The 13571-nt window shown below is 44.5% G+C and carries 13 protein-coding genes; 10 read left to right on the top strand and 3 right to left on the bottom strand.

The genetic code is table 11. From position 1 onward, the window contains the following. The first annotated feature begins 157 nt into the window (after window positions 1-157). The 4 genes from QY309_12425 to QY309_12410 all read left to right on the top strand — a co-directional run bounded on the left by QY309_12425 (window position 158) and on the right by QY309_12410 (window position 4545). Window positions 158-844: a succinate dehydrogenase cytochrome b subunit gene (locus tag QY309_12425; GenBank protein ID WKZ58671.1), complete on the top strand. Its 687-nt coding sequence runs from the start codon at window positions 158-160 to the stop codon at window positions 842-844. Between the two features lie 24 nt (window positions 845-868). Then, window positions 869-2791: a fumarate reductase/succinate dehydrogenase flavoprotein subunit gene (locus QY309_12420; GenBank protein ID WKZ58670.1), complete on the top strand. Its 1923-nt coding sequence runs from the start codon at window positions 869-871 to the stop codon at window positions 2789-2791. 1 nt (window position 2792) lies between these two features. Beyond that, window positions 2793-3560 carry a succinate dehydrogenase/fumarate reductase iron-sulfur subunit gene (locus QY309_12415; protein WKZ58669.1) on the top strand — a complete coding sequence of 256 codons (768 nt, stop codon included), beginning with the start codon at window positions 2793-2795 and terminating at the stop codon, window positions 3558-3560. 103 nt (window positions 3561-3663) lie between these two features. Next, window positions 3664-4545, top strand: a complete 882-nt coding sequence (locus QY309_12410) for an alpha/beta hydrolase-fold protein (protein WKZ58668.1) — start codon at window positions 3664-3666, stop codon at window positions 4543-4545. A gap of 78 nt (window positions 4546-4623) precedes the next feature. On the opposite strand, the gene QY309_12405 is transcribed toward QY309_12410, so the two are convergent. Then, on the bottom strand, window positions 4624-5127 hold the full coding sequence (locus QY309_12405; protein ID WKZ58667.1) for a hypothetical protein: 504 nt from the start codon (window positions 5125-5127) through the stop codon (window positions 4624-4626). 137 nt (window positions 5128-5264) lie between these two features. On the opposite strand from QY309_12405, the gene QY309_12400 reads away from it, so the two are divergent. The 3 genes from QY309_12400 (at window position 5265) to QY309_12390 (ending at window position 8280) form a co-directional block, all read left to right on the top strand. Further along, window positions 5265-6626 carry an LPP20 family lipoprotein gene (locus QY309_12400; protein WKZ58666.1) on the top strand — a complete coding sequence of 454 codons (1362 nt, stop codon included), beginning with the start codon at window positions 5265-5267 and terminating at the stop codon, window positions 6624-6626. Between the two features lie 69 nt (window positions 6627-6695). Next, window positions 6696-7262: a hypothetical protein gene (locus tag QY309_12395; GenBank protein ID WKZ58665.1), complete on the top strand. Its 567-nt coding sequence runs from the start codon at window positions 6696-6698 to the stop codon at window positions 7260-7262. 190 nt (window positions 7263-7452) lie between these two features. Next, window positions 7453-8280 (top strand): universal stress protein, encoded by an 828-nt coding sequence (locus tag QY309_12390; protein WKZ58664.1) that lies wholly within the window; start codon window positions 7453-7455, stop codon window positions 8278-8280. A gap of 4 nt (window positions 8281-8284) precedes the next feature. Here QY309_12390 and asnS read toward each other — a convergent pair whose 3' ends face one another. Continuing rightward, complete coding sequence (asnS, locus tag QY309_12385) at window positions 8285-9718, bottom strand: asparagine--tRNA ligase (protein WKZ58663.1); 1434 nt, start codon at window positions 9716-9718, stop codon at window positions 8285-8287. A gap of 163 nt (window positions 9719-9881) precedes the next feature. Between asnS and rpoN the strand changes: the two genes are divergently transcribed. The 3 genes from rpoN to QY309_12370 are packed head-to-tail and all read left to right on the top strand — an operon-like array spanning window position 9882 to window position 12773. Further along, window positions 9882-11339: an RNA polymerase factor sigma-54 gene (rpoN, locus tag QY309_12380; protein WKZ58662.1), complete on the top strand. Its 1458-nt coding sequence runs from the start codon at window positions 9882-9884 to the stop codon at window positions 11337-11339. Window positions 11340-11343: 4 nt separating this feature from the next. Beyond that, on the top strand, window positions 11344-11967 hold the full coding sequence (locus QY309_12375; protein ID WKZ58661.1) for a hypothetical protein: 624 nt from the start codon (window positions 11344-11346) through the stop codon (window positions 11965-11967). A 17-nt stretch (window positions 11968-11984) separates the two neighbouring features. After that, a complete protein-coding gene (locus QY309_12370; GenBank protein ID WKZ58660.1) occupies window positions 11985-12773 on the top strand; it encodes an enoyl-CoA hydratase-related protein in 789 nt (262 codons plus the stop codon). Between the two features lie 3 nt (window positions 12774-12776). On the opposite strand, the gene QY309_12365 is transcribed toward QY309_12370, so the two are convergent. Then, window positions 12777-13520, bottom strand: coding sequence for an outer membrane beta-barrel protein (locus tag QY309_12365; GenBank protein WKZ58659.1), 744 nt, complete (start codon window positions 13518-13520; stop codon window positions 12777-12779). Window positions 13521-13571: the final 51 nt, after the last annotated feature.

The raw sequence follows: 13571 nt of genomic DNA, 5'->3' as shown, positions 1-13571 counted from the left end.
CATTGTAGCCTTGTTTGAATTACTTTAATGACCACTAGATATTGCGCACACCATCGGTGTTTAGAAATCCTTTAAACTACATCCATCGATTGTTTGGTATTTGATCCGGAAGTATTTTTATGCGTTTGCAATAATTCGCTAAGCATAACAAATACCTATGACGTGGTTTACTAAATTTTTGTCGAGTTCACTTGGCAAAAAACTTCTCATGGCCCTGACGGGTCTTTTCCTCATTTTGTTTTTAGCAGTTCACCTGGCCGGCAACCTGCAGTTGCTGAAAGATGACGGAGGCAAATCGTTTAACGTGTACGCGGAATTCATGAGTACGAATCCGCTCATTCAAACAATTTCAAAAGGAAACTTCGCTTTCATCATCATCCATGCGGTCTATGCACTGATCTTGTCGGTACAAAACCGCAAGGCACGTGGACCGGTAGGCTATGCACAAACGTCTGGCAAATCGTCCATCTGGGCATCCAGAAACATGGGGATTTTAGGAACAGTAATTCTTGCTTTCATTATCATTCACTTGAAAGACTTTTGGGCACAAATGCATTTTGGCTCCATACCAACCGTGAATTATGATGGCGCTGAAGTACGCGACCTGGCCAATATTGTAAACATCTGGTTTGCTAAAGGCTGGTATGTTGCCTTGTACGTGATTTGTATGGCCGCAATTGGTTTCCATTTATGGCATGGTTTCTCCAGCGCATTTCAAACGCTTGGCTTAAACCATCTCAAATACAACGGTGTTATAAACTTCGTTGGACGGGCATTCGCAATCATCGTTCCTGCTTTGTTCGCGTCCATACCGTTATTTATGTTTTTTGACATTTCTTTTTAAACAAGAAAAATCTGATCCTGCTATATGAAGTTAGATTCAAAAATTCCGGAAGGACCGCTTGCTGAAAAATGGACGAAGCACAAGTTTAACCTTAAGCTGGTTAACCCGGCCAACAAAAGAAAATATGATGTGATTGTGGTGGGTACCGGTTTAGCCGGAGCTTCTGCAGCCGCATCACTCGCTGAACTTGGATACAACGTAAAAGCATTTTGCTTTCAGGATAGTCCGCGCAGGGCACACAGTATTGCCGCCCAGGGTGGAATAAACGCAGCAAAAAATTATCAAAATGATGGCGATAGCATTTATCGTCTGTTTTATGATACCATAAAAGGTGGCGACTACCGTGCCCGCGAAGGTAACGTGTATCGCCTGGCCGAGGTCAGTGTGAACATCATCGACCAATGTGTGGCACAAGGAGTTCCTTTTGCCCGTGAGTATGGTGGATTGCTGGCAAACCGTTCATTCGGTGGCGCACAGGTATCGCGTACGTTCTATGCACGCGGTCAAACCGGCCAGCAATTGTTGCTAGGTGCATACTCAGCCATGAACCGCCAGATCGCCAATGGCAAAGTGAAAATGTACAACCGCACTGAAATGCTGGATGTGGTTGTGGTGGATGGTAAAGCGCGCGGTATCATCACGCGTGACCTGGTAACCGGAAAAATTGAAGCACACAGTGCACATGCAGTATTGTTATGTACCGGTGGATACGGAAACGTGTTCTATTTGTCTACCAACGCAAAAGGATCAAACGTAACGGCTGCCTGGCGCGCCCATAAAAAAGGAGCGCTGTTTGGTAATCCGTGCTATACCCAAATTCACCCAACGTGTATACCGGTATCAGGTGATCACCAATCGAAGCTTACGCTGATGTCTGAATCGTTACGTAACGATGGTCGGGTGTGGGTGCCAAAAACTGCACGCCCTGGATTGAAGGCGAAAGATGCAGTAAGCATTCCTGAATCAGAACGCGATTATTTCCTGGAAAGGAGATATCCTTCTTTCGGTAATCTTGTTCCCCGCGATGTGGCTTCACGCAATGCAAAATATGTGTGCGATGAAGGTCGTGGTGTGGGTTCAACAGGTCTTGCTGTTTTCCTGGATTTTTCCGATGCGATAAAACGTGACGGCAAGAAAACAATCGAAGCAAAATATGGTAACCTGTTTGATATGTATCAACAGATAACAGGCGATAACCCATACGAAGTGCCGATGATGATCTTCCCGGCCGTTCATTATACCATGGGCGGACTTTGGGTTGATTATAATTTAATGACAACCGTGCCGGGCTTGTATGCGTTGGGCGAAGCCAATTTCTCCGATCACGGAGCGAACCGCCTGGGTGCGAGTGCATTGATGCAAGGTTTGGCCGATGGTTATTTTGTTATTCCATATACCATAGGTGATTATCTGGCCGGTATGCCTTACGAAAAAGTGAGCACCGACCGTGCTGAGTTCAAAGAAGCCATGGACCAAGCAACCAGCAGGCTCCATACATTGGTGAATGTTAAAGGAACCAAAACCGTAGATGAGTTTCACCGCGAGCTTGGTTTAACCATGTGGGAATACTGCGGCATGTCGCGCAACGAATCGGGACTGAAAACAGCGAAACAAAAAATTCAAGGCATTAAAGAAGAGTTTTGGAAGAATGTAAAAATTCTGGGAGGCGCCAATGAATTGAATATGGAGCTAGAGAAAGCTAATCGTGTAGCCGACTTTATTGAGCTGGGCGAATTGATGGTTGACGATGCGTTGAGCCGTGCCGAATCTTGTGGAGGCCATTTCCGTGAAGAGTCAGCCACTGAAGATGGTGAAGCAAAGCGCAACGATGATCAGTATGCGTATGTGTCGGCTTGGGAATATAAGGGTGATAATCAACCTGAAGTATTGCACAAGGAATCGCTTGTTTTTGAAAATGTAAAACTTACTCAACGTAGCTATAAGTAACATGAAAGTAACGCTGAAGATATGGCGTCAGAAAAATACATCTGACAAAGGAGGATTCAAGACTTATCAACTTGATCACGCCTCTCCGGACATGTCGTTTTTGGAGATGTTGGATGTACTGAATACTGACCTGATTAAGAAAGGTGAGGAGCCTGTTCATTTTGATCATGATTGCCGGGAAGGCATTTGCGGCATGTGCTCGCTCTACATCAACGGCAGGCCGCATGGTCCGTTGCAAACCACGACCTGTCAGCTGCACATGCGCAGTTTTAAAGATGGGGAAACCATTACCATTGAACCGTGGCGTGCAAAATCATTTCCGGTAATTAAGGATCTGGTGGTTGATCGTTCAGCGTTTGATCGTATACAACAAGCAGGTGGTTATGTTTCCGTGAATACCGGTGGTGTTCCGGATGCAAATGAAATTCCCATCCCAAAAAAGATTGCGGATGAGGCATTCGATGCGGCAACGTGTATTGGTTGCGGTGCCTGCGTGGCCGCTTGTAAAAATGCATCGGCTATGTTGTTTGTGAGCGCTAAGGTTTCGCAATTTGCGTTGTTACCACAAGGTAAGCCTGAACGAAAGGAACGCGTGGAGCGCATGGTAGCCCAAATGGATGCTGAAGGTTTCGGGTCATGCACCAATACCAAAGCCTGCGAAGCCGAGTGTCCGAAAGGCATCAGCGTAACAAACATTGCCCGAATGAACCGCGAATATTATTCATCGATGGCGAGTTCGTATGAATGGCAAGTAGGAGGAGGAGAATAAGATTGAACGAATGATACATAGCAAAGCCCCGATTTATTCGGGGTTTTTTGTTTTGGACGGATTTTGATTTCAACTATTAGCGCTTTCAAAGCATCATACGTTTATGATAAAAAAACTAATCGTACTGGGAACAGCACTCATCTTATTTTGGTCATGCGGGCAAAATGAGAAAGGAACAACTGGATACGCTGAAAAGCCTCTTACTGAATTTTCAGACTATTATTCCCGCGCAACGGCAGAGAATCTCTACTCAAACCATGTTGGCGATACTTTCAAGATTTTTAAGTCCTTGCCAAAGGGATATTCAAACGAATCAGGTAAAAAGTATCCTCTAGTAATAATTCTTGACGGTAATGCATTCTTTGAGTCAGTGGTTTCGGAAATGAAGTTCAATACATTTATCGGACTAATACCAAAATCAATAATTGTTGGAATCGGATATAAAGACTTTCAAACGATGGATTCGCTAAGGTCAAGAAATTATACGTATCCAACAGCAATTCCGGAATATGAAATGGATTTAAGTGGCGGAGCCGAAAATTTCAAAAGATTTATTGATGAGGAACTAATCCCTAAACTTACAAGAGAGAATAAGATTGATATTGACAAGTCAGTTATATGCGGGCACTCACTTGCCGGGTATTTTACGTTATTCTATGGACTAAAATCGATAGAAGATAATTCGTTTACCATAAGGAATATAGTTTCAGCCAGCCCTAGTTTACATTATAACCACAGGTTCATATTTGATATGGAAGAGAAGCTCATGAACAGATCGGCTGAATTGAAACTATACATAAGCATGGGTACAGAAGACATGGCTGACGAAGAATCAAAGGGGATTCTTGAATCATTTGAAAAGCAAATTCAAGGGAAGAATTACCATGGACTTAAATTAAAGGCCGCTGAGTTTACAAACTTTGGACATATTGACGCAGCGATTCCAGGATTTATCAAAGGGCTGACCTTTGTTTTTGAGAACTAAAAGCCCCGGAGGGACGACATCTTATAAGAACGGAATAAATTAAAGCTTTCGAGCCCTGTAGGGGCGGCATCTTCAAACTCAATTGCTCTTGCACACACCAATGCTGGCTCTGCCGCTGGCAGCATCCAACGCAGCTTTGCCAATATTTCCAGCTGCAAGAATTATATCCCTTTCCGGGCCGGTTTCTGCTAAATGAATTTTGATGCAGGCATTTATATCCACCAGCTCGGCATAGGTGACGGGCGTCTCATCGGCTAATTGTTTAACAATGGTTTCACTCTTACCATTGGCAGCATTAATTGGATTCAACAATGCTGCAACATCTGCATCCGCTTCGCTGATATTACCAAGATGCACGTGCACGGGCAATTGAGCGGTTCCCTCTGTTCCCGTAAGATTAATCACAACTTGTGCGCTACCGTCCTTCTTTTCTTTAATCGTGGCCACCCCGCTAACAACGTAGACCGATCCGGCTTGCAGGGCATACGTAACTTCATTGCCCGTAAATTCGCCTACCGGCTGCTCACTTTCCTGGCATCCGAAGATGGCCAATCCCAATACCAACGCTGCTAACTTTCTCATTTTGATCAATAATTTTACCCCCAATTTAAAATATCTGTGGCCAATACTATAATGAATTTGGATTAGATTTGTTCAATCCATGCAAAATTGGCACAGAAGTAGCATTACTGTAACGCATTTAACTGACCAAAAATTTCGTGAAGCGCATATTTCTATACCTGGTTTTAATACTGTCTGCCTGTAGCCCTAAAGTTCAGCCGGTCGACCCACGCCCGGATTGGCTTACCGGCCAATTGAATGAACCACGCTACTATACCGGGGTAGGGCACAGCGCAAAAGATGGTACCAACAACTATGTGCAGGCAGCTAAGAAAAGCGCGTTGGATGATCTGGTTTCGCAAATAAAAGTGACGGTTTCAAGCACATCAATTTTGAGTGTTTTTGAACAGGATCGTAAAGAGTTTCGTGAGCAATATGAACAAATCATTCAAACCGAAGTAGCGGATGAGATTGAAGAGTTTGAACAGGCCGGAGCATACGAAGACGAGCGAAACTACTGGGTTTATTATCGCTTGTCAAAGGAGCGTTACAGGCAAATAAAAGAAGAACAAAAGCGCAATGCCGTAATTCTGGCAACGGATTTTGTTAACAAGGCGCGTAAAGCGGAAAAGGAAGGGTCACGCCTGCAGGCAATCGGATTTTATTTTCAGGCATTCCGAAGTGTTGAGAAATACCTGGGTGAGGCCATTCCGGCTAAAATTGATGACCGTGAAGTTTTGCTTACAAACGAAATATACGCTTCCATAAAGGCCTTGTTAGATAAAATTAAACTTCAGGTTGAGCCTGCCGAGATGGTTATTAACAGGAGGCTAAACCTGAATGCGCAGCCTGTAATGGTTCAGGCCGTGTACACGGATACTAATCAACCAGCGGTGAATTTTCCACTGGTTGCAGCGTTCGAAAAGGGCGAAGGTGAGGTTTTTCCAGACTACATCACGGATGAAAATGGCCAGTCAAAAATTTTAATCAGCAAAATTGCTTCACGTGATCTGGAGCAAACCGTGGGGGTAAAACTAAACCTGGATGCCATCAGCGGAACATCTGGATCTCCGGTTTATAATTTGATAGCTTCAACCTTAAATGCACCCACAGCAAAAACAATTCTGAAAGTTCAGCGTCCGGTGGTGTACCTTACTTCGTATGAAAAGTCGTTGGGTATTTTAAAGAACAGCAGTCAGATTTCAAATCGACTTAAAAACCTGTTGACCAATGCCGGCTTTGAGTTTTCAACCAGCAGTCAATCGGCCGACCTGCTGATGGAGGTTACATCCGATTCTGAAAAAGGTTCTATCTCCGGAAGCATTTACATCACGTTCCTTACTGGAGTTATTCGGGTTACGGAAGCAAAAGAGGGGCGGGTTATCTATGCCACCACACTTGATCGCATAAAGGGATATGGCCTGGATTACGACCGGTCGAGCCAGGACGCCTATAACAAGGCCATTGAAACCCTTGAAAAAGAGCGCATGACGGAACTATTAAACACCGTTTTACAATAAATTAAGGGGCTTTACTTAAATTGGTCTTAAAATTGTAAGCACTATACCTGAAACCAAAAATTGATTAATATGAAAAAGTTATCGTACTCAACCCTTATATTGTTTGCCCTCGCTGGTGCGTTGATGGTTGGCTGTAAGGGGAAAGAAAAATTACCGAAGGGTGAAACTGAAGTAAGCATTCCTTGCTCGGGCCCGGATTATTTCACCAACAAGAATTACTTCCGTGCCAATTCGTTGGGCGAAAGTTCTGACCTGGTGGTATCCAAGAAAAAGGCAATGGATAATGCCCGTGCAGAATTGGCTGCATCCATCGAGTCAACTGTTAAAACCGTAACCGACAACTACGTGAACTCACGAGAGTTTAACAACAAAGAAGATTTGGAAGAACGCTTTGAGCAGTTGAACAGAACGATTGTAAACCAAACCTTATCAGGTGTTAAAATGATCTGCGAAAAGCAGGTGCAAACCAGCCAGGGTGGTTACAGAACCTATGTTGCCATTGAGCTTTCTGCCAGCGATATTGTACAAAAGTACAATGAAAACCTTTCGAAGGACGAGCGCCTGAAGATCGACTACGACTATGAAAAGTTTAAGGAGACCTTCGACAAGGAAATGGAAAAAATGGGCAACCGTTAACGCGATCCTCTTAATAGAACTCCAGTCCTCCCTGAACACCAGGGAGGATTTTTTTTGCTTGTCCCGTTAATGTTAAGCCTAAGTTAATTACCGCACTTGCACCACTGACATAAATCAGGCTTTGTTCGCCATATTTAGTTAGGTGAATTCGCTGTTTTTCTGCAAATTTCAGTACTAAAAAATTTCAGTTATGTTGAACATTCTTGTTCCCACCGATTTTTCTGATTTATCTAAAGTAGCCATGCGCTACGCCATAGATATGGCCAAAAAAATGAACGGAAAAGTAACGCTGCTTCATGTTATTGATACTGCGCAACATGCCTCTAGCATGCGCCTGCGGCTTAGCTCGCTGATTGATGAACTGGTGAAAATGGCAGAAGAGGACTTTGAATCTGTTTTAGCTGAGGCTAATAAGTTGAATAAAGGCGGCAAGCCGATAAAACACGCCATTGAGTTAGGATCTTCTTTTGTTGATGCCGTAGCAAGATTTGCCAAAAAGCATAAAGCTAATTTAGTCATCATGGGAACCCACGGGGCATCAGGTTTGAAGAAGGTGGTGATGGGAAGTAACACAGCTTCTTTGCTGGAGGCCAGTAATGTACCGGTGCTTGCGATTCCTTCAGGCAGCGTATTCAAAAAGTTCAGATCGGTTGTGTATGCTACAGATTTATTAAATACGTCAGGCGAGTTTAAAGCCTTGCTTTCGATTGTGAGCAAAGTAAAGCCCTTGATTCATATCATTCATGTAGCACCCGATAAAAAAGCAGCAACAGTTGCGGAGAGCAAGATTGATAAAGTTGTGATAAAGTCTGGGTACAAGAATGTGTTGGTTCGTGTGTTGGTTAATGAAGATACTCCGGTCGTCATCAGTAACTATGTAAAGAAGTTGAAAGTAGATGTACTCACGATGTTCCCACACAAACACAGTTTCTTCGAAAAGCTGTTTAAGCCCAGTGTAACAAAACAACTGAGTTTTCTGAACAGCGCGCCTTTACTTGCTTTTAAAAGCAAGGGATGAACGATTAAAATTCAGCATTGCCCGGGAAACGCGGGAAAGGGATCACATCGCGGATGTTAGTCATTCCCGTAACGAATAAAATCAAGCGCTCGAAACCAAGGCCAAATCCACTGTGTGGTGCAGAACCAAATTTGCGGAGCTCCAGGTACCACCACAACTCTTTTTCAGGCAAGCCGAGTTCTTGTACACGCTTCAATAAGTTATCATAACGTTCCTCACGTTGTGAGCCGCCAATAATTTCGCCAATGCCTGGGAAGAGCACATCCATAGCCGCCACCGTTTTTCCGTCTTCATTCTGGCGCATGTAAAATGCCTTGATAGCCGCGGGATAGTTGTACAGGATAACCGGTTTTTTAAAATGCTTTTCAACCAGGTAACGTTCGTGTTCCGATTGTAAGTCAACACCCCAGTTTTCAATCAGGTATTGGAATTTTTTCTTTTTGTTTGGATTGGAGTTTCTTAGAATATCAAATGCTTCTGTGTACGAAAGTTTTTGAAATTCATTATTCACCACAAATTTCAGGCGGTCAATCAACCCGAGTTCGCTGCGTTGATCTTGTGGTTTCGATTGTTCTTCTTCTTTCGCGCGCTTATCCAGAAATTCCAGATCTTCTGCGCAATTATCCAGCGCGTACTGGCACAGGTATTTCAAAAAGGCTTCTGCCAGTTCCATGTTATCGTGGATGTCGTAGAAAGCCATCTCTGGTTCAATCATCCAGAACTCGGCCAGGTGACGAGTGGTGTTTGAATTTTCCGCACGAAAAGTCGGGCCGAACGTATAGGTCTCCGATAAGGCAAGCGCATAGGTTTCAACTTCCAGTTGGCCCGATACGGTCAGGTTCGTCTCCCGTCCGAAAAAATCTTCTTTCACATCAATATGTCCTTGTTCATCGCGTGGCGGTTTGTTCATGTCGAGCGTAGTAACACGGAACATGGCACCTGCACCTTCCGCATCTGAGCCCGTAATAATGGGCGTATGGATATAAAAGAATCCGCGATCGTTAAAGAATTTGTGAACAGCAAAAGCCATGGCATGACGCACACGCATCACGGCTCCAAAGGTGTTGGTACGTGCTCGCAAATGCGCAATCTCACGTAAAAACTCAAGCGAGTGTTTCTTGGGCTGAAGCGGATATTTCTCCGGGTCGCTGTCACCCAAAATTTCAAGTGCCTGTACCTTTAGTTCCACCGGCTGACCTTTTGCAGGAGAGGGAACGAGTTCTCCGGTAACAGAAAGGCATGCTCCTGTAGTGATGCGCTTTAGTGTGCCCTCAGCCTGGGAGTTTAGCGCAACCACTGCCTGAAGGTTTTGGATGGTTGATCCATCGTTCAGGGAAATGAACTGATTGTTACGGAAGGTACGTACCCAGCCCTTTACAGTAACGGATTGGCCCTTAGGCTCCACAGTAAGCAGTTCTTTTATCTTGGTGCGCTTCATAACTCAAATGGAATGAGGCGCAAAAAACGACAATTTGTAAGTTTTATCAAAAGGGTTCCGGATTGTTCTGTACGGGGATGGGGGCGCATATTAAATTTTAAGGTACAGGCCGAATTGATAAATTTGTGACAGATGAATTGACATCGGGAAATCGAAAACGTGCATGCAGAAACTAGGGTTAAACCAATCGTTACAACAAAAGCTGTCGCCACAGCAGATTCAGTTCATCAAGCTGCTTCAGGTGCCCACAGCCGAGCTGGAAAGCCGGATTGAGGAAGAACTGGAAATAAACCCGGCTTTGGAAGAGGGGGGGGACGACAACCAGCAGGAGGAGCGCACGGAAAATGACGATGATTACCAGGAAACATCGGGCAGCGAAGAGGAGGTAGACATTACCGACTATCTGCGCGATGACGAGTACAGCAGTTACAAGACGCAAGGCGATGGCGGGGGCGATGATGATGACGACCGTGAAATGCCCATCCCGATGGGTACTTCGTTGCATGAACAACTGATGACCCAGTTAGGGTACCTGGGTCTGAGCGATCATGAAGAGGCCATCGGAAAACAATTGATCGGAAGTATTGAGGCGGACGGATACATCCGGAGGGAATTGGAAGCCATTGTGAACGACCTGGCATTTTCCCAAGGCATTGAAACTACGCTCGAAGAAGTTGAGAAGATTCTGAAAAGAATTCAGTCGTTTGACCCACCGGGAATTGCAGCACGTAACCTGCAAGAGTGTTTGTTGCTGCAACTGGAGCGGATGGATAACGGGCATGATATTGACGTGGCGGTTGCCAAACAGATTCTCACCGAGTGCTTTGATGAATTTACCAAGAAGCATTATCAGAAAATCCAGAAGAAGTTAGGAACCGAAGATGAGGAGTTTGTGCGCGATGCCGTAGAGTTGATCGTGCGCCTCAACCCCAAACCGGGTAGCGGCAGTTCATCCGGTATGATAAAAAACCAGGTGGTTATTCCGGATTATATCCTCAGCAACAATAACGGAAAGATTGAGTTGGCCCTGAACTCACGTAACGCGCCTGAACTGCGCATCAGTCGTTCATACACGGAGATGTTTAAGGCGTACGACAAAGGCGATAAGAAAGATAAGAAACTGAAAGAGGCGGTAACGTTTGTCAAGCAAAAGCTGGATGCCGCCAAATGGTTTATTGATGCTATTAAACAGCGTCAGCAAACCTTGTTGAAAACCATGAAGGCCATTGTTGATTTTCAATATGATTTCTTTCTGGAAGGTGATGAGACTAAACTCAAGCCCATGATTTTGAAAGACATTGCGCAGATGATCAACATGGATATTTCAACGGTATCGCGTGTGGCCAGCAGTAAGTATGTACAAACGGATTTCGGAATTTATCCGTTGAAGTACTTTTTCTCTGAAGGCATTAGCACGGATACGGGTGAAGAAGTGAGTAGCCGTGAAGTAAAGAAAATCATTCAGGATATTATTGACGCGGAAGACAAAGGCAAACCTTTGTCGGATGACAAGCTGGAAAAAATATTAAATGAAAAAGGTTATAACATTGCCCGCAGAACGGTAGCCAAGTACCGCGAGCAATTGAATATACCAGTGGCCCGTTTACGTAAAGAGTTGTAGAAAGGTGAATTCAGCGGCCAAGGTCATTTCCGTTCTTTTGCATCCGTTGTTGATGGCTACCTATTTGTTTACGTTGCTGGCTTTTCTATTTCCAGCTTCCATGTACCCGATTACGCCTTCCTCCAGGATATGGTTTCTTGCGCTTTTGTTTTTGATCACCTTCTTGTTGCCAGTTGTTAATATTGGCTTTTTTCGTGCTTTTGGAGTTATTAAGTCTATGACAATGGAGGATAGGGAAGAACGGATAAAGCCTTTCATTTTCATAACTGTATTATATCTTTTTTTTACGTGGCTTTTGTTCCAACGAAATGGATTTCGATTAGGAGATAACTTATTTAATTTATTAGTTATTATAGATAGTCTGGTAATATTCTCTTTGCTCATAACTTTCTTCTACAAAGCCAGCATTCACAGTGTGGGCATTTGGGGTGTTATCGGAATTCTATTGCCTCTTAATAAAGTAATAGATGATTACGCCATATTCGTGGTTACGTTGGTTGCTTTGGTGCTGGCTGGTTTGGTGATGTCGGCAAGGCTGCAGCTTAATGCACACACACCGCGCGAAGTATTGGTTGGTGCCGTGGCAGGCTTTTCCATTGGCTTTTTTGGTATGTTACTGTTGTTCTGATTAAAACGATAAAATTTATGAGTGCCTCATTTCAGTTTTTGAAGTATACTGTTGCCAATGGTGTTGCCACCATTACTTTGAACCGTCCGGAGGTTTACAATGCCTTAAACGATGAAATTACATTTGAACTTCAGGATGCGTTGAAGACCGTATCCCGCGATGAACAGGTTCGCGTAGGGGTGCTTACTGGTGAAGGTAAGGCTTTTTGTTCCGGCCAGGATTTGAAGGCTGCCTCGGGCGATCAGAAGCGATCGTTTCTTCAATCGTTACACAAGCGCTACAATCCGATTATTCGTGCCATGCGCGAATTGCCTAAGCCGATCATAGGTCGTGTGAATGGCGTAGCGGCTGGTGCCGGATGTTCACTTGCCTTAGCCTGCGATGTTATTGTGGCGGCAGAAGAAGCAACGTTTATTGAAGTATTCATTAATATAGGTCTGGTGCCTGATTCCGGATCATCCTACTTCTTGCCTCGTACCGTTGGCAGTGTAAAAGCATTTGAAATGTGTTCGATGGGTTCTCGTGTAAAGGCAACGGAAGCGCAAGCCATCGGGTTGATCAACAAAGCGGTACCGGCTGATCAGTTGGATGAAGCCGTAAAGGTGTATACCGACTACTATGCAGCAGCCCCTACCAAATCCATCGGCATCATCAAAAAGATGTTGAATAAGTCAACTTCCGCTTCACTTGACGAGATGTTGGAGTATGAAGCTTATTGCCAGGAAATTGCTGGCAGCTCGCACGATTACAAAGAAGGTGTTACGGCCTTTCTGGAAAAGCGCAAACCAAATTTTACGGGTAAATAAAGTTTAAAAGCCAGCCAAGGTAAGTCCGACCGTAAAGTTTGTTAACTCCGCCTGGTTCGGTCCTTCCTTATCGCGGAAGATGGGAGACAGGCTGTAGTAACCAAATACTCCGAAGTTACCTGCACCAATGCGTAAGGTGGCTCCATATCGAAACGGATTCAAATTGAAGTCCTGCTTGTTCTTGAACTTCTTGGTTTCGCCATCTTCATTGAGTTTCAACTTCGTAAAGGAGTCGATCAGTATACCGGCTTTGAAACCTGCCGACACTTTGAAGCTACGGGCCGGATCGTTAGGGTTGGTGCTAAACCGGAATTCCACGATCGCATCCAGGTAGTTGGTAATCAGTTGTGATTTTTTGATACCCGAAATATTCGGATAAGCCGAAGTGATCTCGATCATCTGCAGCTCATCAAATGGACCGTTCGGGCCTGCCACATAACCCAGTGTTCTGTTATTGTTGAATTTATAGCGCTCAAATCCAAAACCCAGGCCTGGGTGCACGCTGAATTTGGTCTGGCCTATGCGCTTGTCAAGTTGATAGTAGACATTCAAGGTTCGTGAGCCAAAAGCCGCGGTTTCGAAAGCCGCGCTGTCACCCATTGGAAAATTCAGGCCAAAATCAATGGAAAATGTACCCGGTATATCAGGTCTTCCGCTACGTTTTTCCTTGGTGGTGCCTGCTTCCTGCCCATAGGTTAAAAGTGTTAAGGCACCAAAAAAAACAAAGAGCACGAATTTCCTCATCATCACGGATTCTGGGGTTAAATAAAGGCTCAAAAATAGGTTTTTTGTTGATGG

The organism is Cyclobacteriaceae bacterium, from assembly GCA_030584025.1.
In the GTDB taxonomy this organism is placed as follows: Bacteria; Bacteroidota; Bacteroidia; order Cytophagales; family Cyclobacteriaceae; genus UBA2336.
Note: the sequence above shows the minus strand (reverse complement) of the source record. Positions and strands in the feature narration are given on the sequence as shown.